Raw genomic sequence first — 24102 nt, 5'->3', positions numbered from 1 at the left:
GGTGTGCGGGCTCAGCGCTTGATGCCGACCGCCCCGTACAGCGACACGAGCTCGTCGTCCTCCCGCGCGTCGGGACGCCACCGCGACAGGGACACGACCCCGGGCTCCAGCACATCAAGTCCCTTGAAAAGACGGCTCACTTCGTCGTGCGAGCGGGCCACCAGGGTCACCCCGCTCGCCGTGTAGGCGGCGATGCCCGCGTTCACCTTCTCCGGATCGAAGTCCGCCGTCATCGCCGACAGCACCAGACAACTGCCCGGCGCCAGCGCGTCGACCAGAGTGTCCACCAGCTCCTGCGCGCCGTCCTCGTCCGAGATGAAATGCAGCAGCGCGACCAGTGACAGCGCGACGGGCTGCTCGAAGTCGAGGACGGCGGAGGCGCCTTGGAGGATCTTCTGCGGCTCGCGGGCGTCCGCCTGGAGGTAGTGCGTCGCCCCTTCCGGGGTGCCGTGCAGCAGGGCCGCCGCGTGCGCCAGGACGATCGGGTCGTTGTCGACGTACACGATCCGGGCGTCCGGTACGGCGGACTGGGCGATCTGGTGGAGGTTGGGCTCGGTGGGGATGCCGGAGCCGATGTCGAGGAACTGGCGGATTCCCGCCTCCCGTACGACGACCCGGGTGGCCCGCTCCATGAAGCGGCGGTTGGCACGCGCCTGCCGGGGGGCGTCACCCTGCGCGGTGATCTGCCGTCCGAGCTCCTCGTCGACGGGGTAATTGTCCTTGCCGCCGAGGAACCAGTCGTACACCCGGGCCGGATGCGGCCTGCTCGTGTCGATCCGCCGGCCGGCCGACTCGGTCCCGGTCACACAAAGCTCCCCTGCTCGACAGAATGTGCGAGCAGTGTGCCATGTCACCCGGCGCGGCGGAGGCTGTCTTCGGCCACCTCGCTGTCGATCGCCGCACGCACCAACGCGGCGGCCAGAACCTCCGGATGGACGTCACCGGCCAGGGACAGCAGCCGGTCGGGATCCTTCGGCAGACCGAGCCGCTCCGCACCCGCCAGCGTCCTGCCGTCCAGGCAGGGCGCGACCTCCGGCCAGACGCCCTGCACCTCACGCAGGAAGATGTCGGCGCCGGCGGGCCCGATCCCGGGGAACTCCTGGAGCAGGCGCCGCAGTTCGGCGACGTCGCCGTCCGCCTCCGCGCGCAGCCGGCGCAGATCGTCGCCCCACCGCTCGGTCAACAGCTCGGCGCCCTGACCGAGTTGGGTCGCCGTGCGTTCGTCGTAGCGCCGGTAGCCGCCGCGGCCCAGCGCGTCCACCCGCTCCTGCCAGGTGGCCCGGGCCATGCGGCGGGGATCGCGCAGGCCCGCCCTGTGCAGTTCGCGCGCGGTGGCGACCGCGACCGAGCCGCGGATGCGGGCACTGAGCAGAAGGGACAGCACCAGCAGCCGGTACAAGGGCTGCGGGGTGTCCTTCAGCGTGATGCCCGCCTCCGCGGCGTACGTCCGTCCATGCGCGCCGACGAGTTCCCGTACGACGCGCTCGGCCCTGGTCACCGCCTCAGCGGATCGTGTCCGACGGACATCAGGCGGTGCCTGCGCAGGGTCTCCTCGGCCTCCGGTTCCCTCACCACGTCGGCCTCCGCGGTGACGGTGTCCACGACCTCGTACATGACTTCGATGTCGTCGTCGGTCAGGTCCGTGCGCCGCTTCTGGAGGATCGCGAGGACATGCTGCCCGGTCGGCTCACCCGCGTGCTCCGGCAGCGGCTCGGCGGACTCGTCGGCCTCGCTGACCCGCAGCCAGGCGGCCAGTTCCTGCGAGGTCATGTTCACCGCGCGGTGGAAGTCCTCCCACAGCGCGTCGAGTTCGAGGGCGTCGGTCATCGCATGAGCCTTTCCGTGGGTGTCGCGGGGCGGTCAGTCCCGGGGCCAGTTCTCGGCCTCGAACATCCAGCGCTGCTTCTCCAGCTCGGCGGTGATGCCGATCAGCAGGTCCTGCGTGACCGGATCGGCCTTTTCGGTGGCCTCGATGCGCTCGCGCAGCCGCCCGATGGCCGCCTCCAGCGTCTCCACGACCAGCCGGACGACCTCGTCGTCCCGGATCCAGCCGCTCTTCGAGCCGGGCAGCGTGTAGGCGGCGGCGATCGACTCCGGCCGTCCGTCCGGCGGCACACCCAGGGCCGCGGCGCGCTCCGCCACCGTGTCGGAGAACGAACGGGCCGTCGAGACCACCTCGTCCAGCTGCAGGTGGATGGACCGGAAGCGCGGGCCCACGATGTTCCAGTGCGCCTGCTTCCCGATCAACGACAGGCCGATCAGATCCACCAAGGTGCTCTGCAGGGCCTCCCCGACCGTCTCGCGGGCCGAGTCGGACAGGGTGCTCCTGACCACAGTCATACCGTGCTCCTCCTTCTGGCATGGTCAATGCCGGTGCGGAGCAGTTCGTCGCGTTCCTGCTCGCAGGTTCCGCCCCACACGCCCGAGGTCTGCCCACTGCTGAGCGCCATGTCGAGGCACTCGGGGGCGACCGGGCAGCGGGCGCAGACGCGTTTCGCCGCCGCGATCTCCCGCAGGGCGGGCCCTTGCGTGCCCACGGGGAAGAACAGCTCGGGGTCCTCTCCCACGCAGGCGGCGCGACGCAACCACTCCATGGGGGCGCGGGTGCCCCGGGCGTAATCGTGCAAACAGCGTTGTCTCAGGGTGTGAGCACACCGTCGAGGAAGCCCGTCACGTCTGCGAGGACCGCCGCCTTGTTCGTCTCGTTGAACACCTCGTGCCGTGCACCGGCGTAGATCCGCTCGATGTACGTCCTTCCCCTGATCCGCTCGACCCCGACGCGGCTCCCGGCGAGCGGGACCAGGCGGTCGTCGTCGCCGTGCAGCCACAGCAGCGGGAGCGGGCCGACGTCACCGCCCCGCGACACGGTCTCCAGGGTGCGGGCGAACGCCTCCACCGTCGGCCGCTTCATCGGCCCGTGCCAGACGAGGGGATCCGCCCGGTAGGCGGCGCCCACCTCCGGGTCGCGGGACAGCGAGGCCGGGCTGATGGGCGTGTCCGGGATCTCGTCGAGGGCGAGCAGCGCCCCGGGCAGCTCCCAGGCGCCGATCACCGGCCCCGACAGCACGAGCGCGGCGAGCTCGGTGCCGTACCGCTGGGCGAAACGGGCGGCGATCAGACCGCCCATTGAGTGCCCGATCATGACCACGGGCACGCCGGGGTGGGCGTCCCGGGCCAGGTCCGCCACCGCGTGGACGTCCGTGACCACGTCCTCGAAGTCCTCGATCAGGACCCGCTCCCCGGCGGACTTCCCGTGCCCGGCGTGATCGGGCCCGAGGACGGCCGCGCCGTGCGCCACGAGGACCCCGGCGAGCTCCTCGTACCGGCCGATGTGTTCGCCGTATCCGTGCACCACGAGGGCCATGTACCGGGCGTGGTCGTGCGGCCACTCGCGCACGGTGAGGGGGCCGTGGGTTCCGGTGAGGACGTGCTCGGCCATGTCTGCTCCCGCTGCGCTATAGTCCGAAACTAGCAGTGCTAATTAAAGCTGTTCGGTCCCCCGATGACGACGGTCAGGAGCCCCCTCGTGCGTCCCGTCCACTTCGCGGCCGCCCGCCGCACCCCCATCGGCCGACTCCGCGGCGCCCTGTCCGCCCTGCGCCCCGACGACCTCGCCGCGACAGTGATCCGCGCCCTCGTCGCCGACGTGCCCGCGCTCGACCCCGCGCGTGTCGACGACGTCTACTGGGGCGCCGCCAACCAGGCCGGCGAGGACAACCGCAACGTGGCCCGCATGGCCGCGCTGCTCGCCGGACTGCCCGAGACCGTGCCCGGCGCCACCGTCAACCGGCTGTGCGCCTCCGGCCTGGAGGCCGTGACGACCGCGGCCCGCACCATCGCCGCAGGCGAGGCCGACATCGTGCTCGCGGGCGGCTCCGAGTCGATGAGCCGCGCCCCCTTCGTGCTGCCCCGCCCCGACGAGGCCCTCCCGCACCGGATCGAGACCCACGACACCCGGCTCGGCTGGCGCCTGGTCAACCCGGCGATGAAGGAACTCCACGGCCTGCTGCCCATGGGCGAGACCGCCGAGGAGGTCGCCCAGCGCTACGGCATCCCGCGCGAACGCCAGGACGAGTTCGCCCTGCGCAGCCACCGACTCGCCGCCGAGGCCCGCAAGAACGGCCACTTCGACGACGAACTCCTCCCCGTGGAGCGCCCCGACGGCGTACTCGTCGACAGCGACGAGTGCATCCGCGAAGACACCTCCTACGACAAGCTGGCCCGCCTGAAGCCCGTCTTCCGTCCGGGCGGCACGGTCACGGCGGGCAACGCCTCCCCCATGAACGACGGCGCGGCAGGACTCCTCCTGGTCAGCGAGGAGGCCCTGAACGACCTCGGTCTGGAGTCCCTCGGCCGCTACGTCGCCGGCGCCTCGGCCGGCGTCCACCCCGACGTGATGGGCATCGGCCCCGTCCCCGCCACCCGCAAGGCGCTCGCCCGCGTGGACTGGAGCATCGACGACATCGAGGAGGCCGAGTTCAACGAGGCCTTCGCCGCCCAGGCCCTCGCCTGCGTCGACGAACTCGGTATCGACCCCGACCGCGTCAACCCGACCGGCGGCGCGATCGCGCTGGGCCACCCGCTCGGCTGCTCGGGCGCCCGCATCCTCACGACCCTGCTGCACCGGATGCGCCGGACGGGAGCGGCGCGCGGACTGGCGACGATGTGCGTGGGGGTGGGGCAGGGAAGCGCGGTGCTGGTGGAGCGGCACTAGCGGGGGGCGGTGCGGGTGGAGCGGCACCAGCGGGGGGCGGTGCTGGTGGAGCGGCACCAGCGGGAGCGGTGCTGGTGGAGCGGGCGCCGCGGAGGCGCGCCAACAGGACCACACGGCGAGACGGCACTTACAAGATCTCATACCTGCACCTAGCATCGGTCTCCGCATGGACACGATGACGCTCTGGCACATTTCCGGCTGGGAGTTCGCCGCCCTCGCCGCCGCGGCCCTGCTCGTCGGCTTCTCCAAGACGGCCGTGAGCGGAGCCAACACGGTCAGCCTCGCGATCTTCGCCGCGGTGCTGCCCGCCCGTGCCTCCACCGGCGCGCTGCTGCCGATCCTGATCGCCGGGGACGTGCTCGCGGTGCTCACCTACCGGCGGCACGCCCACTGGCCCACCCTGTGGCGCCTGTTCCCGGCGGTCGCGGTCGGCGTGGTCGCCGGCACGCTGTTCCTGCAATGGGCGGACGACGGGATCGTCCGCACGTCGATCGGCGCGATCCTCCTCTTCATGGCCGCGGTGACGGTCTGGCGCCGCCGCACGGCCGACACGGAGGAGGAACCCGACTCGGTCGCCACCCGGACAGGCCGGATCAAGGCCCGCTCCTACGGCGTCCTCGGCGGCTTCACCACCATGGTCGCCAACGCCGGCGGCCCGGTGATGTCGATGTACCTGCTGTCGGCGGGCTTCCGGAAACTCGGCTTCCTCGGCACCTCGGCTTTCTTCTTCCTGATCGTCAACGTCTCCAAGGTGCCCTTCAGCGTCGGCCTCGGCTTGATCGACGGCCACTCGCTGCTGCTCGACCTCGCTCTCGTGGCGTTCGTCGTGCCCGGGGCGTTGCTCGGCAAATGGGCGGTGCACCGGATCAACCAGCGGCTCTTCGAACAGCTGGTGATCGCGGCGACGGTCGTGGGCGGCGTACAGCTACTGCTCCGCTGACGCGCCGAGCAGCGCCGGCAGACCCGCGAAGGACTCGATCACGTGGTCGGGTGTGCCACTGGCGGAGCGGTGGGTCTCCGGGAGGTACTTCCCGGTCTTCACCAGCACCCCGGTGAGCCCGGCGCGCTGCGCGGCCAGCACGTCCGACTCGATGTCGTCCCCCACCATCAGCGCCTGGTCCGCTCCCACTCCGAGCCGGGCGAGCGCCGCCTCGAAGAACGCGGGCGACGGCTTGCCGGTGACCTCGGCCTCGGTCCGGGCCGCCTTCTCCAGACCGGCCAGGAAGGCCCCGGCGTCGAGCTGGAGCCCGTCGGCGGTACGCCAGTACAGATTGCGGTGCATCGCCACCAGCCGGGCCCCGCGCTGGAGATGCCCGAACGCCAGGTTGAGCGCGGTGTAACCGAACTCGGGCCCGGCACCCCCGATGACGACCACGTCGACCTCCTCGGCCTCGCCGCCGACCAGCGTGACGCCCGCGAGATCCTCGGCGATGTCCCCGCTGTTCAGCAGCGTGCAGCGGGCACCGGGACAGCGGTCGGCCAGATACGCCGCGGTGACCGCGGGCGCGGTGAGAATGTCCTCCGGCGACACGGGGAACCCCGCCCCCGCCAGCACCGAGGCGATGGACGCCCGGGTCCGCGAGGTCGTGTTCGTCACCAGCGCGACCCCGAGACCGGCCTCCCGGACCTCCCGCAAGGCGGCCACGGCCCCCGGCAACGGCTCCCACGACACGGTGAGAACTCCGTCGATGTCGATCAGTACCGCGCGCACGGATGCCATGCCCGGACCATAACCACGGACGGGTGGGAACGCCCGTTGTCGTGCGCCCCGGATGTCCCGCCGGAGGAGGGCGGCCCTCGGCCGAAGTCGCACACCCGCCCTGCCGCCGCACGCCCCCGACCTCGTACGCTTCCCGCCATGTCCCCGCACATCCTGATCCTCGGCGGCACCACCGAGGCCCGCGAACTGGCCGCCGCGCTCGCCTCGCGGCCGGGAGTGCGCGTCACCACCTCCCTCGCGGGGCGGGTGACCCGGCCGGGCGCGGTCGCGGGGGAGGTGCGGATCGGGGGGTTCGGCGGGGTGGAGGGGCTGGCCGGCTGGCTGCGGGAGGAGCAGGTCGACGTACTGGTCGACGCCACCCACCCCTTCGCCCGCGCGATCACCGCCCACGCCGCCCGGGCGGCCGCGGCGACCGGCGTGCCCTCGGTGGTGCTGCGCCGCCCGGGCTGGCGGCCCGGACCGGGGGACCGCTGGCATCCGGTCGACTCCCTCGACGAGGCCGCCGAGTTGCTGCCCAGCCTCGGCCGACGCGTGTTCCTGACCACCGGTCGCACGGAACTCGCCGCCTTCGCCCACCTCGCCGAACTGCACTTCGTCGTACGGTCGGTGGAGCTGCCCGAGCCGCCCATGCCCCCGCACACCGAAGTCCTCCTGGCCCGCGGCCCGTTCACGGTGGCCGACGAGTCGGCGCTCCTCCACGACCACTGCGTCGACGTCCTGGTCACCAAGGACAGCGGAGGAACAGCCACGTCCGCCAAACTCACGGCGGCCCGCGAACTGGCCCTGCCCGTGGTGGTCGTACGCCGCCCGCCCCTCCCGGACGGGGTGACCACCGTGCCCGACGTGGCAGGAGTCCAGCGGTGGCTGGACCTCAACTCGCCATGACCGAGCTCCGCATGCGGTCGATCACCCGGAGTACCTCGTCACGGTTCTTGGCACGTTTGACCCAGGAGGGCAGACGGGCGACGCAGGTCATCTTCCGGCCGTGCTCGTACCACGGGTCCCGCTCGCGCAGGGAGGCGGCCACGAACCGCCTGATCAGGTCAAGGTGGGCGAGGTTGTAGGCCCACAGTTCACCGTGCCTGGTCCCGGCGCACAGCCACAGGGCGGGCCAGGCACATCGGTCCACGGGCCCGCACAGGCCGCACGAGCGGCAGATCACGCGGGGTTCCGGGGACGTCCTCCGCTCGAAGTGGGCGATCCCGTCGCAGCGTGGACAGCGGACGAGGGCCGAGCCACTGAAGTCGAAGGCCGTCGAACCGGGGTCATGAAAACGGGCGGGCGCGGGGGGCATCCCCCGAGTATGGCGCCCACCCGTCCCGTCGGGCACACGGATTTTCAGGCGGTGGTGCTGCCCGCCAACTCCCTTGTGTGCTGCGGCAGTCCGGTGTTGAGGTCCTCCACCAGGAGGCGTTTGGCGATCGTGTCCACGGCGGCGCGCAGGTCCGTGCCCGAGGGGCGGCCGATGTCCTGCTGCACCCGGTCCGCCAGCCAGTTGCCCCACGCCGTGCTGATGACCCGGGCCTCGCGCGCGCCCGCCCGGGTGTGCGAGAAAAAATGGCCGTCGCGGGTCAGATAACCCTCCTCGACCATCCGGTCGAAGACCGGCAGCAGTACCTCGGGCGGCAGCCGGCGGCGCGCGGCGATCATGCCGAGACCGGCATGGCCGACCATCCGGGTGTGCAGTTCCACCTGCATCACGGCCCAGGCCCCGGCGACATCGAGCCGGGTGTCGGAGTCCGCCATGATCCGGCGCGCGGTGTCCAGGTCCGTACTGCCGATGATCTTCCCGACGGTGGCCTCCAGCACCCGCTGCGAGTCCGCCCCGGACGGTGACGCGAACCCCTCGCCCATGTCGGTCGAACCCGCCCGCGCGCTGTCGCGCAGCTGGACCTGCTTCAGGAACAGGGCGACGACGAAGCCGACCGCGGCCACTGGAACGGTCCACAGGAAGACGGTCTGGATCGTCTCGGCGTACGCCTCGATGATCGGTGCCGCGACGGCCGCGGGCAGCGCGTGCAGTCCCTCCGGGCTGGTCGCGGCCTTGGCCACACCGGCCGGGTCAAGGCCGCCGCCCGCCCGCACGGCGTCGGCGATGCCGTCCTTCAGGCGGGGCGTGAGGGAGTTGGCGTAGATGGTGCCGAAGACGGCGGTGCCGAAGGAGCTGCCGAGCGTACGGAAGAAGGTGACGCCCGAGGTCGCGGTCCCGAGGTCGGCGTACTCGACGGTGTTCTGCACGGCGATCGTCAGGACCTGCATGCACAGCCCGATGCCGGTGCCGAGCACGAACATGTACAGCGACTCCAGCCAGGCCCCCGTGGACGGCCCCATCAGGGACATCAGGAACAGCCCGAGCCCCATCACCAGGGAGCCGGCGATCGGGAAGAGCCGGTAGTGCCCGGTCTTGCTCACCACGTTGCCGCTCGCGACCGACGCGATGAGCAGGCCGATCACCATAGGCAGCGTCCGCACCCCCGAGACCGTGGCCGAGTCGCCGTCGACGTACTGGAGATAGGTCGGCAGATACGTCAGCGCGCCCAGCATCGCGAAGCCCACGATGAAGCTGAGGATCGAGCAGACCGTGAACACCGGGTTGGCGAACAGCCGCATCGGCAGCATCGGTTCGGCCGCCCGGGTCTCCACCCAGCAGAACAGCCCGAGCGCGATCACGCCGCCGACGAACAGGCCGATGATGACACCGGAACCCCACGTGTACTCGTTGCCGCCCCAGCTCGTCGCCAGGATCAGCGCGCCGGCGCCGACCGCTACGCACGCGATGCCGAGGTAGTCGATCACCGGCCGCACGACCGACTTGACCACGGGGATCGTGCGGGCGGCCGCGAAGACCACGACGATCGCGATGGGGACGTTGACATAGAACGCCCAGCGCCAGGTCAGATGATCGGTGAACAGCCCGCCGAGCAGCGGTCCGATGACCGTGGCCACCCCGAACACGGCCCCGATGGCGCCCTGGTACTTGCCACGCTCGCGCAGCGGGATCACGTCGGCGATCAACGCCATCGCCGTGACCATCAGACCGCCGGCCCCGACGCCCTGCATCGCCCGCCAGGCGATCAGCAACGACATGTTCGAGGCCAGGCCGCACAGGAACGAGCCCGTGATGAACACGATCGCCGAGACCTGGAAGACCACCTTGCGGCCGAACAGGTCACCGAACTTGCCGACCAGCACGGTCGCCACGGTCTCCGCGAGGAGGTAGGAGGTCACGACCCACGACATGTGCTCGGCACCGCCCAGATCCGACACGATCGTCGGCAGCGCGGTGCCCACGATGGTCTGGTCGAGGGCGGCGAGCAGCATCCCCAGCATGATCGTCACGAAGACGACGTTGCGGCGGCGAGCGTCCAGCACGGGCGGCTGGGCGGCGACGGGAGGTGCGGTGTCCTCGGCGACTGTCACAACGGCACGATCACACCGCTGGGCCATCCGTGCATGTCAGGGCGGTCCGCTCGGGTGCGGCCCCGGAGGCGGGTCTACCGCTGCTTCGGGTCGCGGCGCAGCAGATACGTGTCCATGATCCAGCCCTTGCGCTCCCGGGCCTCGGCCCGCAGCCGCTCGATCCGGGGTGCGGCCTCGGCGATGGGCCCGGAGACGAGGATCTCGTCCGGCGTGCCTATGTACGCGCCCCAGTAGATGTCGATGTCCTCGTCGGCGTACGCGCGGAAGGCCTGGTGGGCGTCGAGCATCACGACCACGTCGTCCACGCCCTCCGGGAAGCCTTCGGCGAGGCGCCGCCCGGTGGTGATCTGGACGGGCCGCGCGACCCGGTTCAGCCCGGTGCGATGCCTGGCCACCAGCGCCGACACACTGCTGATGCCGGGCACGACGTCGTACTCGAAGGACACCGAGCCCCGATCCAGGATCTCCTCCAGGACACCGAGCGTGCTGTCGTACAGCGCCGGGTCCCCCCACACCAGGAACGCGCCGCTCTCCTGATCGCCGAGCTCCTCGGCGATCAGCCGCTCGTAGATGTCGGCGCGGGCGCTGCGCCAGTCGCCGACGGCGGGGGAGTAGGCGGAGCCCCCCGCGGTGCGGTCCCGCTCCGGGTCCCGGGCCTCCACCACCCGGTACGACCCCTCCGGTATGTGCGCGTCCAGCATGTCCCGGCGCAGCTGGGTGAGATCGCTCTTCACCTCGCCCTTGTCCAGGACGAAGAACACGTCCGTGCTCCGCAGCGCCCTGACCGCCTGGAGGGTGAGCTGCTCGGGGTCGCCCGCGCCGATACCGATGACATGAATCTTTCGCACACCCCGAGTCTGCCGCACGCCACTGACAGTACGTACACCGCGTCCAGCGGGGCTGTCCGCGCAGCCGGGACGGTGGTCGAGGCGGCGAACGGTCCGCCGTGGCGCGGGTGGCTGCGACTCCCCAGAGACGCGGGCAACTGCGCGACCAACCCCCCGCTCACCCCACTCACCCGCACCCGCCCGACGACCAGACCCGGCCCCGACGAGGCCTATCCGCAAAGCCTCGGTGCCCGTGCCGCCGCGTCTACGCTCGCGCCGGTCTCCTCCACCAGGTCCGCGAGTCGCCGGGCCCAGTCCGCCAGCCCCGCAAGATCCATCCCGTACGGTCGTCCCCGTCCGGCAGCCGACGCGGCCCACTCCTCCACTGCCCCGGCGCCGCGCCGCAGCAGCCTCGCCCCGCCGGTGACGTTCCCCCGGGCCGCATGGGTCAGCCCCACCGCGAGCTGGGCCAGCCCCCGCCACAGGGCGCGCTCCTCGTCGGGACCAGACTTCCAGGCGTCCTCGAAGACCTCGTGCGCGTGGAACGGGCGCCCCGCGGTCAGCAGTTCCTGAGCCTCGGCCACGGTCTCCTGCGGGCTGCGCACCACGCCCTCCGGCTGCCGGGCGACGCCGTCGGCACCGTACGGAAGTGGCCGCCCGAGCCCGTCCCGGGGCCGGGCGTTGCGTGCCCGCCCCTCGCTGTCCCGGTCCCGCGCGCCCGTCTGCCGTCCTGAGGATGTACTGGCCATACGTCGATTGTGCCGCGCCCGGTGCCCGCTTCGGTCCGGCCCTCGGCGTGGGGTAAAGTTCGGTACGCGCGTTCCCGCGGTCGACCGCGGGGCAGCGCACCGGGACGTGGCGCAGCTTGGTAGCGCACTTGACTGGGGGTCAAGGGGTCGCAGGTTCAAATCCTGTCGTCCCGACGGTGCGAAGGGTCTTCGCGGGCGAAAGCCTGCGGGGGCCCTTTTCGTGTGTCCCGGGTTCGTGTGTTCCGGGTCCCTGTGTTCCGGGTTCGTGTGTTTCGGCCCCTCTGGACGGTCTCCCCCAAGGCGGCAACCTCGCCGAGGCCTGCGGCGACCTACAGGCGAAGTTCCGCAGCGTCTCCCCCCCACCCCGGCCGCCACGCGGTCCGGATCCGACGAACCGAGGAACCCCCACATGACCGACACCGAACGACCCGAGCCCTCCGGCTTACGGCGCCGCAGTGTCCTGCTCGGCGCAGCCGCCGGCGCAGGCGCGCTCGCCCTGGGCGCAGGGCCCCTGGCCACCCCCGCGCAGGCCGCGACATTCGTCAGGGGCGCCGACGTCAGCTGGCTGCCGCAGATGGAGGCGCAGGGCTACTACTGGAACAACAGCGCCGGAGTGCGCCAGGACCTGTTCACTGTCCTCAAGGGCTACGGCATCACCGCGATCAGTCTGCGGACCTGGGTCAACCCGTCCAGCGACCCGGCCAACGGGCACTGCTCCATCGAGGAGACGGCCCAGCTGGCGCAGCGGGCCAAGGACGCCGGCATGCAGGTCCTGATCGGCTTCCACTTCGGCGACACCTGGAACTCGGTCGGCGTGCAGAACCCGCCGGCGGCCTGGGCGGGCATGACCTACGGCCAGATGCTCGACGCCATGTACGACTACGTGTACCACTCGTGCAACGTCCTCAAGTACCACGGCGTCACCCCGGCCTGGGTGAAGATCGGCAACGAGACCAACTCCGGTATCTGCAGGCCGGTCGGCAGCGTCAGCCGCCCCGCCCAGATGACCGGCCTGCTGAACGCGGCGTACGACATGTCCAAGCAGGTCTTCCCGAGCACGCCGGTGTTGGTGCACCTGGCGCAGCCTCAGAACCTGGCGAGCATCCGGACCTTCCTCGACGCCTACCGGGACAACGGCGGAAGGTGGGACATCACCGGACTGTCCTCGTACGCGCAGGGCGGCAACGTGCCCGGCGTGCTGGCCAACATGCAGACCATCCAGTCCGGTTACGGCAAACCGGTCATGCAGGTGGAGTACGGCGGCCCGGTCGGCAAGCCCACCCAGGTGCGGGACTCGCTGAAGGCGTTCGTCACCGGGCTCCAGGGCTTCGGCGGCCTCGGCACCTTCTTCTGGGAGCCCGAGGGCTACCCCTCGTTCAACGGTTACAACAGCTCGGCCTGGGACGAGAGCACGCGGCGGCCCACGGCGGCCATGGACGGATTCCTCAACGGATGAACCAGGAGTCGACGATGAGTTCTGCCAAGCTCGCCGGGCGGGTGCTGCTGATCTCGGCGCTCGCCCTGAGCCCCCTCGCGATCCCGGCCAGTTCGGGCGCCGTCAACACCACGGCGGCGGCGAACGCCTATTACGTCGCCCCGGGCGGCAACGACACCTCCGCGGGCACACAGGCCGCCCCCTGGGCGACGATCGCCCATGCGCAGGCCGTCGCCCAGCCCGGCGACACCGTGTACTTCCGCGGCGGCACCTACCGCTACACCCGCGCCAACAGCAGTTGCACGAGCCAGACGGCCCGCGTCGACGCCATCACCCTGAACAAGAGCGGCAGTTCGGGAAGCCCGATCCGCTACTGGGCCTACCCGGGGGAGAAGCCGGTCTTCGACTTCTCGGGCATGACGGACGACTGCCGGATCAAGGGCTTCGACGTCACCGGGAGCCGGCTTCACCTCAAGGGGCTGGAGGTCACCGGGGTCCGCCAGAACAACAACCTCAACCACGAGTCCTGGGGCATCTGGATCTCCGGCAGCAACAACACCTTCGAACAGATCGACACCCACCACCACATGGGACCCGGCCTGTTCATCCAGAACGGCGGCGGCAACCTCGTCCTCGACTCCGACTCGCACGACAACTACGACACCAACTCCTCCAACGGCGCCGGCGAGAACGCCGACGGGTTCGGCGCGCACATCTCCGCGAACAACCCCGGGAACGTGTTCCGGGGCTGCCGCGCGTGGTGGAACGCCGACGACGGCTTCGACCTCATCAGCGCCTACTCGTCGGTGACCATCGAGAACTCCTGGGCCTGGCGCAACGGGTACAAGCCGGGCACGACCACCGCGGCCGGCAACGGGACCGGCTTCAAGGCGGGCGGGTACGGCGGCGACTACGACGCGAACGCCGTCAAGCACACCGTGCGCACGTCGGTGGCGTTCCTCAACAAGGCGTCCGGGTTCTACGCCAACCATCACCCGGTCGCCAACGACTACTTCAACAACACCGGTTACGGCAATCACCCCGACTTCAACATGCTGGGAGTCGACGCCGGCGGCGCCGACGCCGGTCGGGGAAACCTGCGCAACAACCTCGCCTACACCGGCACGTTGACGTCGAACATGACCGGCACGAGCGCCGCGAACAACTCCTGGAACCTGGGCGTCACCCTTTCGGACGGCCAGTTCCAGAGCGTGTCGACCTCCGGCTGGGACGCGCCCCGCCAGGCCGACGGGAGCCTGCCCGTACTGCCCCACCTCCGCCCCACGACCAACAGCACCCTGATCGACAAGGGCGTGAACGTCGGACTGCCGTACAAGGGCCAGGCGCCGGACCTCGGTGCGTTCGAGACCTCTTGAAGGGGGTGCGGTACGCGACGCGAGCCGCACCGAAATGGTAGAAGCGGTCATGACCAACTGGCACTTCTCCCGCTTCTCCTCCCGTCCGGCGGGTGTCCGATGACCGAGGGCGTCGACACCCCCGACCGCAGGGGCCGCACCGGACTCGACCGCACCGGCCTGGACCTGACCGGCAACCCGCGCGTCAGGGTCCGGGAGGTGAAACTGCTGTCCAGCCACTGGTACGTCGAACGGGCCACGACCTTCGACATCCAGCGCGCCGACGGGACCTGGAGCACCCAGCAGCGCGAGACCCACGACCGCGGCAACGGCGCCACCATGCTGCTGTACGACACGGAGCGCGAAACCGTCCTGCTCACCCGCCAGTTCCGCTTCCCGGTGTATGTCAACGGGCACCCCGACGGACTGTTGATCGAGACCCCGGGCGGGCTCCTCGACGACGATGACGAGCACCCCGAGATCGCCGTACGGCGCGAGGTCGTCGAGGAGACCGGGCACACCATCGGCGAGGTCCGCCACGTCTTCGACGTCTACATGAGCCCGGGGTCGGTCACCGAGCGCGTCAGCTTCTACGCCGCCGAGTACGCCTCGTCGACCCGTACCCACGAGGGCGGCGGCCTCCATGAGGAGGGCGAGGACATCGAGATCCTCGAACTGCCCTTCCACAGGGCCCTGGAGATGATCCGTAGCGGGGAGATCGCCGACGCCAAGACGATCATGTTGCTCCAATGGGCGGCGCTCGAGGGCCCGTTCGCCAAGTGAGCACGCGGGCCCTTGACTTGAAGTGCGCTTCAAGATGAACACTGCCGTGTGTGCCCCGAAGAAGGGCACATACGGGAGGAAATCACCATGCGATACCGCACCATCGGCACCGACCCGGCGACCCGCCGCGAGGTCAGTGTCCTCGCCCTCGGCGCGATGCTGTTCGGCTCACGGACCGACGAGGAGACCTCCTTCGCCGTCCTCGACCGCTATGTCGAGGCCGGCGGCAACTTCATCGACACGTCCGACAACTACGCGTTCTGGGAGGACGGCGGCCAGGGCGGCCAGAGCGAGGAACTGCTCGGCCGGTGGCGGCGCAGCCGCGGCATCGGCGAGGAGATCGTCATCGCCACGAAGCTCGGCGCCCGCCCCCTGGCCCCCGGCACGAGCTACTTCGACAACGGCGAGGGCCTGTCGGCCAAGGTGATCCGCGAGTCCGCGGAACGCAGCCGGGAACGCCTGGGCGTGTCCAGGCTGGACCTTCTCTACGCGCACATAGAGGACCACAAGGTCCCGCTCCAGGAAACGGTGGAGGGATTCGCCGAACTGGTCGCCGAGGGCACGGTGGGCCTGCTCGGCGTGAGCAACCACGCCGTGTGGCGGGTGGAACGGGCCCGTGCCCTGGCGGCGGCGGCCGGCCTGCCCGGCTACGAGGTCCTCCAGTACGCCCACAGCCACCTGCGCCCCCGCCTCGACGTCCCGGAGCCCCTGTTCCCCGACGGCAGCCTCGGCCACGCGGGCGCCGACCTGCTGAGCTATCTGCGCGCGGAGCCCGCCCTCACCCTGGTCGCGTACTCACCCCTCCTGAAGGGCGCCTACGCCCACCCGGACCGCCTCCCCGCGGACTTCGACCACCCGGGCACGCCTCCCCGGCTGCGCGTCCTGACCGAGGTGGCGAGGGAAACGGGCGCGACGGTCAACCAGGTGGTCCTGGCCTGGCAGCTCGGCAGCGACCTGCCCGTCATCCCGTTGGCCGGGGTGTCGTCGGTGGCCCAGCTGGAGGAGAACCTGGCGGCGGTCGACCTGGAGCTGACGGGGGAGCAGCGGGCACGGCTGGACGGGGTGAACTGAGCCCGTGCGCCGCTGCTCAGGGCCTGACCAGCAGCTGGAAGTCGAACGCGTACCGTGACGCCCGGTAGATGTGGCTGCCGTACTCGACCGGGCGGCCGGTGTCGTCGTAGGCCGTGCGCTGCATGGTCAGGACGGCCGCACCTTCCTGTTCGTCGAGGCGGGCGGCCTCCTCGGCGGTGGCGGAGCGGGCGCCGATGGTCTGGCGGGCGCTGTGCAGGGTGATGCCGGCGGTGCGCAGCATGCGGTAGAGGCCGGTGGACTCCAGACGGCCGCTGTCGAGGTCGAGGAGGTCGGTGGGCAGGTGGTTGCAGAGGACGGCCACCGGTTGGCCATGGGTCAGGCGCAGCCGCTCCAGCAGCGTGACCGGGCTGCCCTCCGGTAGGGACAGCGCGGCCGCCACGTCGGCGGGCGCCGGCACGGTCTCGTTGCGCACGACCCGGGTGGCCGGGCCCTGACCGGCCGCCTCCAGGTCGTCGTAGAGGCTGCTGAGTTCCAGGGGGCGCTTGACCTGGCTGTGCACCACCTGCGTGCCCACCCCGCGCCGGCGGACCAGCAGACCCTTCTCCACCAGGGTCTGGATGGCCTGGCGGACGGTCGGGCGGGACAGGCCGAGGCGGATCGAGAGGTCGATCTCGTTTCCCAGGAGGTTTCCCGGGGCGAGCACGCCGTGCTCGATGGCCTCCTCCAGTTGTCGGGCGAGCTGGTAGTACAGCGGCACCGGACTGCCCCGGTCCAGGGCGAAGGCCAGGCAGTTGAGCGCGGGAGTGGTCGCGGCACGTGAGGTGTCGCCGGGCTTCGCCATGGAGCTTCCTCCCTCGGAGACTGGGGCCGTCACAGGTGGGTGCGGCGGGCGGCGACCTGACGGTCGTACTCCGTCCTCGCCGCCACGGCGGCCTCGCGCGACGCCGTCTGCGCCACCGGCACGTCCCACCAGGCCTCCGCCGGGAGCGCGGTCGGGGTCGCGGTGTCCGTCTCCACGTAGACGCAGGTCGGGCGGTCCGAGGCGCGGGCCGTGGCCAGGGCCTCCCGCAGCTCACGTACGGTCTTGGCGCGCAGTACGTCCATGCCGAGGCTCGCCGCGTTGGCGGCCAGGTCGACCGGGAGCGGGGCACCCGTGTAGGAACCGTCGACCGGGTCACGGTAGCGGTACGCCGTGCCGAAGCGCTCGCCGCCCACCGACTCGGACAGGCCGCCGATGGAGGCGTAGCCGTGGTTCTGGATCAGGACCAGGTTGATCGGCAGGCCCTCCTGGACCGCGGTGACCAGCTCCGTCGGCATCATCAGATACGTGCCGTCGCCGACCAGCGCCCACACCGGCGTGTCCGGGGTCGCCTGCTGGACGCCGATCGCCGCCGGGATCTCGTAGCCCATGCAGGAGTAGCCGTACTCCAGGTGGTACTGGCGCGGACTGCGGGCCCGCCACAGCTTGTGCAGGTCTCCGGGGAGCGAGCCCGCCGCGTTGATCACCACGTCCTCGTCGCCCACGACCGCGTCCAGCGCGCCGAGCAGCTGGGTCTGGGTGGGGACGGCGTTCTCGTCGGCGGCGCGGTAGGCCCCGTCCACCACCTGCTCCCAGCGGTCCTTGCCGACGCCGTACTCGGCCTCGTAAGCCGTCTGAACGCGGTGGCCCGCCAGCGCCGACGCGAGTGCCTCCAGACCGGCCCGCGCATCGCACACGACCGTCCGCGCGGCCAGCTTGTGGGCGTCGAAGGCCGTGATGTTGAGGTTGAGGAAGCGCACGTCCGGGTTCTGGAAGAGGGTGCCGGAGGCGGTGGTGAAGTCGGAGTAGCGGGTGCCGACGCCGATGACCAGGTCCGCGGTCCGCGCGAGGTCGTCGGCGACCGCCGTGCCGGTGTGGCCGATGCCGCCGACGTCGGCGGGGTGGTCGTGGCGCAGGGAGCCCTTGCCCGCCTGGGTGGACGCGACGGGGATGCCGGTGGCGTCCACGAGCGCCTTGAGGGCGTTCTCGGCCTCGCTGTGGTGGACTCCGCCGCCCGCCACGATCAGCGGGCGCGCGGCCCCCCGGATCGCCTGAACCGCCTCCGCCAGCTCGACGGGGTCGGGTGCGGGCCGCCGTACCCGCCACACCCGCTCGGCGAAGAACTCCTCCGGCCAGTCGAAGGCCTCCGCCTGCACGTCCTGGGGGAGGGCGAGGGTGACCGCGCCGGTATCGGCCGGGTCGGACAGGACGCGCATGGCCTGGAGGGCCGACGGGATCAGGGCCTCGGGGCGGTGGACGCGGTCGAACCAGCGGGAGACCGGGCGCAGGGTGTCGTTCACCGACACGTCCGCCTCCGTCGGGTGCTCCAGCTGCTGGAGGAGGGGGTCGGCGGCGCGGGTGGCGAAGTAGTCGCCGGGCAGGAGCAGGACCGGGAGGCGGTTGATCGTCGCCAGGGCCGCGCCGGTGACCAGGTTCGTGGCGCCCGGACCGATCGACGTGGTGACCGCCTGGGCCGACAGGCGGTTGAGCTGGCGCGCGTGGCCCACGGCCGCGTGGACCATGGCCTGCTCGTTGCGGCCCTGGTGGAAGGGCATCGCGTCCTCGCCGGCCTCCAGGAGGGCCTGCCCGACACCCGCCACGTTGCCGTGGCCGAAGATGCCCCAGGTCCCGGCGATCAGCCGATGCCGTACGCCGTCGCGCTCCGTGTACTGCGCGGACAGGAACCGCACCAGGGCTTGGGCGACGGTCAGGCGGGTGGTGGTGCTCATCAGGACTTCTCCGGTGCGGGGTGGAAGGGCAGGCGGGGGGTGATCGGCCCACCGGGAAGGGGGCCGCGGCCGTGCGGAGGGAAGGTGTCGCTGGTGAAACTGTCGGCGACGGGGTGGGTCACGGTGCGACGCCGTTCAGGAGATCGTCGACCTGCGCCTGCGTGGGCATCGCGGAGGAGCAGGCGAGTCGGGCGGCGACGTGGGCGCCGGCCGCGTTGGCGTACCGGACGGTCCTCTCCAGTTCCCAGCCGGAGAGCAGCCCGTGGCACAGCGAGCCGCCGAACGCGTCGCCCGCGCCGAGGCCGTTGACCACCTCGACGGGGACCGGCGGGACCTCGGCCGTGGTGCCGTCCCGGTGCACGGCGAGGACGCCCTTCGGGCCCTGCTTCACCACGGCGAGCTCCACGCCCGCCGCCAGCAGCGCCTCGGCACAGGCCTGGGGCTCACGGAACCCGGTGGCGATCTCGCACTCGTCGAGGTTGCCGACCGCCACCGTCGCGTGCCGCAGGGCCTCGGCGTAGTACGGGCGGGCTTCCTCGGGGTCCGCGCAGGCCGGGCCGTTCCACAGGGCGGGACGCCAGTCGAGGTCGAAGACCGTGGTGCCCGCCTTGTCACGGCACTTCAGGGCGGCGAGTGTGGCAGAGCGGCTCGGCTCCTCGCTCAGACCGGTGCCGGTGATCCAGAAGATCCGGGCGGCACGGATGGCGAAGTAGTCGAGCTCGTCGGTGTGTATTTCCAGGTCAGGGGCCTTGGGGTGGCGGTAGAAGTACAGCGGGAAGTCGTCCGGCGGGAAGATCTCGCAGAAGGTCACCGGGGTCGGGTAGGCCTCCACGGGAGTCACCCAGCGGTTGTCGACGCCGAACTCCGTGAGGGTCTGGTGGAGATACGTCCCGAAGGGGTCGGCTCCGGTACGGGTGATGACCGCGGTGGAGCGGCCGAGCCGGGCCGCGGCGACCGCGACGTTGGCGGCCGACCCTCCGAGGGACTTGCCGAAGGACCGGACCTGTGCGAGCGGCACCCCGGACTGCTGCGGGTAGAGATCAACTCCGATACGGCCCATACTGATCACGTCGAACTGCTGGACTGGCTCGACCATGCGCGACGCTCCTCGATCCGACCTGGGGACGTGGGGCCCACGGGCCCGCTGCATCCCCAGGTGTAGGACTCGAAGGGCGACGCTGTCAATAGTTTGTACTTACATTCGGACCTGCTTGTGAAATGATGTCTTAACAAAGTATTGACAGCGGGCGCGCTCGGGGATTGGATTCCGTCCCAACGCAACTGCCGTGAGATCGCGGCACTCGACCCGGAACTCCCGAGGTCCCGGGCCCTGGATCCCGCCCCCTTTCCCGACGTTCTCCCCGTCGCACAGTGAGGTGCAAGGAAAGATGGACCGCTCTTCTCTCTCCCGTTCGCGGAGATTCGCTCCCGCCGTGGCCCTGGCTGCGGCCGCGGCCCTGACGCTCGCCGGCTGCTCCAGCAGTTCGGGCGGCAAGAAGTCCGAGGAGAGCGCGGACGGCGCTTCCGCGGGCAAGGCCACCACCCCCCGGATGACCATCGCGCTGGTCACCCACCAGTCGCCCGGCGACACCTTCTGGGACATCGTCCGCAAGGGCGCCCAGGCCGCCGCCGCCAAGGACAACGTCAAGCTGGTCTACTCCGCCGACCCGAGCGCGGCCACCCAGGCCAACCTGGTCCAGAACGCCATCGACCAGAAGGTCGACGGCATCGCGATCACCCTCGCCAAGCCGGACGCCCTCAAGGACGTCGTGGCCAAGGCGAAGAAGGCCGGCATCCCCGTCGTCGGCCTCAACTCCGGTGTCAGCGACTGGCAGAAGCTCGGCCTGATGGAGTTCTTCGGCCAGGACGAGTCCGTGGCCGGCGAGGCACTCGGCAAGCGCCTGAACGAGGCCGGCGCCAAGAGCGCCGTCTGTGTCATCCAGGAGCAGGGCAACATCGGCCTGACCCAGCGCTGCGACGGTGTGAAGAAGACCTTCACCGGCAAGCTGCAGACGCTGAACGTCAACGGCACCGACATGCCGTCCGTGAAGTCGACGATCACCGCCAAGCTCACCCAGGACAAGTCCATCGACTACGTCGTCACGCTCGGTGCGCCCTTCGCGCTGACCGCGGTGCAGTCGGCGTCCGACGCGGGCAGCAAGGCCAAGATCGCCACGTTCGACCTCAACAAGGACCTGACGGGCGCCATCAGCAAGGGCACCATCGAGTTCGCCGTCGACCAGCAGCCCTACCTCCAGGGCTACCTCGCCATCGACTCGCTGTGGCTCTACAAGAACAACGGCAACTACATGGGCGGTGGCGAGCAGCCGGTGCTGACCGGCCCGGCCTTCGTCGACAAGTCCAACGTCGACGCGGTGGCCGCGTTCGCCGCGAAGGGCACCAGGTGATGGGTATGACCCAGCACGCCGAGCCGGCGGTGACCACACCGCCGGCCCCCGGCCCCAGCAACGTCAAGGACGGCCGGACCACGGAACGGCCGCTTGCCCTACGGCTGTTGGCGCGCCCCGATGTGGGTGTGTTCCTGGGTGCCGTGGCGGTGTGGGTGTTCTTCCTGATCGCTGCTCCGCCGGTGCGCGAGGGCAGTTCGATGGCGAACATCCTCTACCAGTCGTCCACGATCGGGATCATGGCGCTGCCGGTCGCCCTGCTGATGATCGGCGGGGAGTTCGACCTGTCGGCGGGTGTCGCGGTGATCACCTCGGCGCTGACCGCGTCGATGTTCGCCTTCCAGCTGACGCTGAACGTGTGGGCGGGCATCTTCGTCGCCCTGCTGGTGTCCCTGGCGATCGGGTTCCTCAACGGCTGGCTGGTCGTCAAGACCGGTCTGCCCAGCTTCCTGATCACACTGGGCACGTTCCTGATCCTGCAGGGCGTGAACCTGGCGGTGACCAAGCTGGTCACCGGGAACGTCGCCACTGACGACATCTCGAACATGGACGGCTTCGACCAGGCCAAGAAGGTCTTCGCGAGCTCCTTCGAAGTGGCCGGCGTCCAGATCAAGATCACCATCGTCTACTGGCTCGTCTTCGCCGCGCTGGCGACCTGGGTGCTGCTGCGCACCAAGTACGGCAACTGGATCTTCGCCGTGGGCGGCAACAAGGACTCCGCCCGCGCGGTGGGTGTCCCGGTCAACTTCACCAAGATCAGTCTGTTCATGCTGGTCGGCTTCGCCGCCTGGTTCGTCGGCATGCACAACCTGTTCTCCTTCAACACCGTGCAGTCCGGCGAGGGCGTCGGCCAGGAACTCATCTACATCTCCGCCGCGGTGATCGGCGGCTGTCTGCTGACCGGCGGTGCCGGCTCGGCGATCGGGCCGGTGTTCGGGGCGTTCATGTTCGGCATGGTCCAGCAGGGCATCGTCTACGCCAACTGGAACCCGGACTGGTTCAAGGCCTTCCTCGGCGTGATGCTGCTGGGCGCCGTCATGATCAATCTGTGGGTCAGCCGCACAGCGACCCGGAGGTAATCCCACTCATGAGCACTGAACAATCAGGCACGCACGGCGCGATCCTCGCCGACACCCCCGAACCCGCCGCCGCGGACGGGGTGATCGTGGAACTGCGCGGCGCCGGCAAGTCCTACGGCAACATCCGCGCCCTGCACGGGGTGAGCCTCCAGGTGCGCCCCAGCCAGGTCACCTGCGTGCTCGGCGACAACGGCGCCGGCAAGTCCACCCTGATCAAAATCATCTCCGGCCTGCACCAGCACACCGAGGGCGAGTTCCTCGTGGACGGCACCGCGGTCCGCTTCACCACCCCGCGTGAGGCGCTCGACAAGGGCATCGCCACCGTCTACCAGGACCTGGCCGTGGTCCCGCTGATGCCGGTGTGGCGCAACTTCTTCCTCGGCTCCGAGATGACCAAGGGCCCCTGGCCGATCCGGCGCCTGGACATCGAGAGGATGAAGAAGACCGCCGACCACGAGTTGCGCGAGATGGGCATCGTCCTGGACGACCTCGAACAGCCCATCGGCACCCTCTCCGGCGGCCAGCGTCAGTGCGTGGCCATCGCCCGCGCCGTCTACTTCGGCGCCCGCGTCCTGATCCTGGACGAGCCCACCGCCGCTCTGGGCGTCAAGCAGTCCGGCGTGGTCCTCAAGTACGTGGCCGCCGCCCGGGACCGGGGTCTCGGGGTCATCTTCATCACCCACAACCCGCACCACGCGTACATGGTCGGCGACCACTTCAGCGTGCTGCGCCTGGGCACCATGGAACTGTCCGCGGCCCGCGATCAGATCACCCTGGAAGAACTCACCAACCACATGGCCGGCGGCGCCGAACTCGCCGCCCTCAAACACGAGTTGTCCCAGGTCCGCGGCGTCGACACCGAAGCCCTCCCCGAGGAGGACGACCTCACCGCGGCCACCACCGGCGAGGGGAAGTCCTGAGATGACGGCCTCACTCGACCGTATCCGCGTCGGTTCGGCCCCGGACTCCTGGGGCGTCTGGTTCCCCGACGACCCGGCCCAGGTGCCGTGGGAACGCTTCCTGGACGAGGTCGCCGAGGCGGGCTACTCCTGGATCGAGCTGGGACCGTACGGCTATCTCCCGACCGACCCGGCCCGCCTCACCGACGAGATCGCGCGGCGCGACCTCAAGGTCTCGGCGGGGACGGTCTTCACCGGGCTGCACCGCGGCCCCTCGGTCTGGGAGTCGACCTGGGAGCACGTCAGCCAGGTCGCCGCGCTCACCCAGGCGATGGGCGCGCGGCACCTGGTCGTCATCCCGTCCTTCTGGCGTGACGACAAGACCGCCGAGATCCTGGAGCCGCCGGAGCTGACCCACGAGCAGTGGGCCCACCTCACCAAGGGCATGGAACGGCTAGGCCACGAGGTGAAGGAGGTGTACGGGCTCGACCTCGTCGTCCACCCGCACGCCGACACCCACCTCGACACCGAGGACCACGTCGAGCACTTCCTGGACTCGACGGACTCCGAACTCGTCAACCTGTGCCTGGACACGGGCCATTACGCCTACTGCGGCGGCGACAGCGTCAAGCTCATCGAGACGTACGGCGAGCGCATCGGCTATCTGCACCTCAAGCAGGTCGACCCGGAGATCCTCGCGGACGTCGTGACGAACGAGGTGCCGTTCGGCCCGGCCGTGCAGCGCGGGGTGATGTGCGAACCACCGTCCGGAGTACCGGAGTTGGAGCCGGTGCTGGTGGCCGCGCAGAAACTCGGCGTCGAGCTGTTCGCCATCGTCGAGCAGGACATGTACCCCTGCGAGCCGGACAAGCCGCTGCCGATCGCGGTGCGCACCCGCAAGTTCCTGAGGTCCTGCGGCGCCTGAAGGGATGA

Annotated in this window: 25 protein-coding genes and 1 tRNA gene; 12 read left to right on the top strand and 14 right to left on the bottom strand. The window is 70.6% G+C overall.

The annotated features are described in order from the left end of the window. Positions 1-11: 11 nt before the first annotated feature. Genes ABZT93_RS09135 through ABZT93_RS09110 form a run of 6 tightly spaced genes read right to left on the bottom strand, consistent with a single transcriptional unit; the run spans position 12 to position 3439 of the window. Positions 12-806 (bottom strand): SAM-dependent methyltransferase, encoded by a 795-nt coding sequence (locus ABZT93_RS09135; RefSeq protein ID WP_356101117.1) that lies wholly within the window; start codon positions 804-806, stop codon positions 12-14. A 44-nt stretch (positions 807-850) separates the two neighbouring features. After that, positions 851-1498, bottom strand: coding sequence for an endonuclease (locus tag ABZT93_RS09130; RefSeq protein ID WP_356101114.1), 648 nt, complete (start codon positions 1496-1498; stop codon positions 851-853). After that, on the bottom strand, positions 1495-1827 hold the full coding sequence (locus ABZT93_RS09125) for a DUF3140 domain-containing protein (RefSeq protein ID WP_356101111.1): 333 nt from the start codon (positions 1825-1827) through the stop codon (positions 1495-1497). Before ABZT93_RS09125 ends, ABZT93_RS09130 begins: the two co-directional genes overlap by 4 nt. 33 nt (positions 1828-1860) lie before the next feature. Further along, entirely contained in the window at positions 1861-2340 is a 480-nt protein-coding gene (locus ABZT93_RS09120) for a DNA starvation/stationary phase protection protein (RefSeq protein WP_356101108.1), read from the bottom strand. Further along, positions 2337-2594 (bottom strand): WhiB family transcriptional regulator, encoded by a 258-nt coding sequence (locus tag ABZT93_RS09115; protein ID WP_356101105.1) that lies wholly within the window; start codon positions 2592-2594, stop codon positions 2337-2339. The genes ABZT93_RS09120 and ABZT93_RS09115 overlap by 4 nt, the downstream gene beginning before the upstream one ends. Positions 2595-2638: 44 nt before the next feature. Beyond that, entirely contained in the window at positions 2639-3439 is an 801-nt protein-coding gene (locus tag ABZT93_RS09110; protein WP_356101102.1) for a lysophospholipase, read from the bottom strand. An 87-nt stretch (positions 3440-3526) separates the two neighbouring features. Here ABZT93_RS09110 and ABZT93_RS09105 point away from each other — a divergent pair, with 87 nt between their 5' ends. Together ABZT93_RS09105 and ABZT93_RS09100 are read left to right on the top strand one after the other, a co-directional pair. Next, positions 3527-4714, top strand: a complete 1188-nt coding sequence (locus ABZT93_RS09105) for a thiolase family protein (RefSeq protein WP_356101100.1) — start codon at positions 3527-3529, stop codon at positions 4712-4714. Positions 4715-4880: 166 nt separating this feature from the next. Continuing rightward, positions 4881-5654 (top strand): sulfite exporter TauE/SafE family protein, encoded by a 774-nt coding sequence (locus tag ABZT93_RS09100; protein ID WP_356101097.1) that lies wholly within the window; start codon positions 4881-4883, stop codon positions 5652-5654. On the opposite strand, the gene ABZT93_RS09095 is transcribed toward ABZT93_RS09100, so the two are convergent. Further along, positions 5640-6434, bottom strand: a complete 795-nt coding sequence (locus ABZT93_RS09095; RefSeq protein WP_356101096.1) for an HAD-IIA family hydrolase — start codon at positions 6432-6434, stop codon at positions 5640-5642. The genes ABZT93_RS09100 and ABZT93_RS09095 overlap by 15 nt on opposite strands. A gap of 138 nt (positions 6435-6572) precedes the next feature. Between ABZT93_RS09095 and ABZT93_RS09090 the strand changes: the two genes are divergently transcribed. Continuing rightward, the gene (locus ABZT93_RS09090) at positions 6573-7319 is read left to right on the top strand and encodes a cobalt-precorrin-6A reductase (RefSeq protein ID WP_356101094.1); all 747 of its coding nucleotides are present in this window, start codon (positions 6573-6575) and stop codon (positions 7317-7319) included. On the opposite strand, the gene ABZT93_RS09085 is transcribed toward ABZT93_RS09090, so the two are convergent. The 4 genes from ABZT93_RS09085 to ABZT93_RS09070 all read right to left on the bottom strand — a co-directional run bounded on the left by ABZT93_RS09085 (position 7306) and on the right by ABZT93_RS09070 (position 11430). Next, complete coding sequence (locus ABZT93_RS09085; RefSeq protein ID WP_356101092.1) at positions 7306-7728, bottom strand: hypothetical protein; 423 nt, start codon at positions 7726-7728, stop codon at positions 7306-7308. The two genes, ABZT93_RS09090 and ABZT93_RS09085, sit on opposite strands and share 14 nt — an antisense overlap. Positions 7729-7772: 44 nt before the next feature. Continuing rightward, positions 7773-9854, bottom strand: a complete 2082-nt coding sequence (locus ABZT93_RS09080; RefSeq protein WP_356101090.1) for an MDR family MFS transporter — start codon at positions 9852-9854, stop codon at positions 7773-7775. Between the two features lie 74 nt (positions 9855-9928). Next, on the bottom strand, positions 9929-10702 hold the full coding sequence (gene cobF / locus ABZT93_RS09075; RefSeq protein ID WP_356101089.1) for a precorrin-6A synthase (deacetylating): 774 nt from the start codon (positions 10700-10702) through the stop codon (positions 9929-9931). Between the two features lie 209 nt (positions 10703-10911). Then, a complete protein-coding gene (locus ABZT93_RS09070) occupies positions 10912-11430 on the bottom strand; it encodes a DUF309 domain-containing protein (RefSeq protein WP_356101087.1) in 519 nt (172 codons plus the stop codon). A 100-nt stretch (positions 11431-11530) separates the two neighbouring features. Between ABZT93_RS09070 and ABZT93_RS09065 the strand changes: the two genes are divergently transcribed. The 5 genes from ABZT93_RS09065 (at position 11531) to ABZT93_RS09045 (ending at position 16074) form a co-directional block, all read left to right on the top strand. After that, positions 11531-11604: transfer RNA gene (locus ABZT93_RS09065), tRNA-Pro, on the top strand. A 235-nt stretch (positions 11605-11839) separates the two neighbouring features. Then, a complete protein-coding gene (locus ABZT93_RS09060; RefSeq protein WP_356101085.1) occupies positions 11840-12886 on the top strand; it encodes a glycosyl hydrolase 53 family protein in 1047 nt (348 codons plus the stop codon). A 14-nt stretch (positions 12887-12900) separates the two neighbouring features. Continuing rightward, positions 12901-14241, top strand: coding sequence for a right-handed parallel beta-helix repeat-containing protein (locus ABZT93_RS09055; RefSeq protein WP_356101083.1), 1341 nt, complete (start codon positions 12901-12903; stop codon positions 14239-14241). Positions 14242-14340: 99 nt separating this feature from the next. Next, a complete protein-coding gene (locus tag ABZT93_RS09050; protein ID WP_356101081.1) occupies positions 14341-15003 on the top strand; it encodes an NUDIX domain-containing protein in 663 nt (220 codons plus the stop codon). A gap of 87 nt (positions 15004-15090) precedes the next feature. Beyond that, complete coding sequence (locus tag ABZT93_RS09045; protein WP_356101079.1) at positions 15091-16074, top strand: aldo/keto reductase; 984 nt, start codon at positions 15091-15093, stop codon at positions 16072-16074. A 16-nt stretch (positions 16075-16090) separates the two neighbouring features. Here the strand turns inward: ABZT93_RS09045 and ABZT93_RS09040 are convergent, their stop codons facing one another. The 3 genes from ABZT93_RS09040 to iolC form a co-directional block, all read right to left on the bottom strand. After that, entirely contained in the window at positions 16091-16876 is a 786-nt protein-coding gene (locus ABZT93_RS09040) for a GntR family transcriptional regulator (RefSeq protein ID WP_356101077.1), read from the bottom strand. A gap of 29 nt (positions 16877-16905) precedes the next feature. Beyond that, a complete protein-coding gene (gene iolD, locus ABZT93_RS09035; protein WP_356101075.1) occupies positions 16906-18783 on the bottom strand; it encodes a 3D-(3,5/4)-trihydroxycyclohexane-1,2-dione acylhydrolase (decyclizing) in 1878 nt (625 codons plus the stop codon). A gap of 118 nt (positions 18784-18901) precedes the next feature. Then, positions 18902-19879 carry a 5-dehydro-2-deoxygluconokinase gene (gene iolC, locus ABZT93_RS09030; protein ID WP_356101074.1) on the bottom strand — a complete coding sequence of 326 codons (978 nt, stop codon included), beginning with the start codon at positions 19877-19879 and terminating at the stop codon, positions 18902-18904. Positions 19880-20171: 292 nt separating this feature from the next. Between iolC and ABZT93_RS09025 the strand changes: the two genes are divergently transcribed. The 4 genes from ABZT93_RS09025 to ABZT93_RS09010 are packed head-to-tail and all read left to right on the top strand — an operon-like array spanning position 20172 to position 24094. Further along, positions 20172-21191 carry a sugar ABC transporter substrate-binding protein gene (locus tag ABZT93_RS09025; RefSeq protein ID WP_330324225.1) on the top strand — a complete coding sequence of 340 codons (1020 nt, stop codon included), beginning with the start codon at positions 20172-20174 and terminating at the stop codon, positions 21189-21191. Further along, a complete protein-coding gene (locus tag ABZT93_RS09020; protein WP_356101072.1) occupies positions 21191-22270 on the top strand; it encodes an ABC transporter permease in 1080 nt (359 codons plus the stop codon). The genes ABZT93_RS09025 and ABZT93_RS09020 overlap by 1 nt, the downstream gene beginning before the upstream one ends. 8 nt (positions 22271-22278) lie before the next feature. After that, positions 22279-23190: an ATP-binding cassette domain-containing protein gene (locus ABZT93_RS09015; RefSeq protein ID WP_356101070.1), complete on the top strand. Its 912-nt coding sequence runs from the start codon at positions 22279-22281 to the stop codon at positions 23188-23190. Between the two features lies 1 nt (position 23191). Next, positions 23192-24094, top strand: a complete 903-nt coding sequence (locus ABZT93_RS09010; RefSeq protein ID WP_356101068.1) for a sugar phosphate isomerase/epimerase — start codon at positions 23192-23194, stop codon at positions 24092-24094. Positions 24095-24102: the final 8 nt, after the last annotated feature.

The organism is Streptomyces sp. NPDC005303 (assembly GCF_040607335.1).
Lineage (GTDB): Bacteria > Actinomycetota > Actinomycetes > Streptomycetales > Streptomycetaceae > Streptomyces.
Note: the sequence above shows the minus strand (reverse complement) of the source record. Positions and strands in the feature narration are given on the sequence as shown.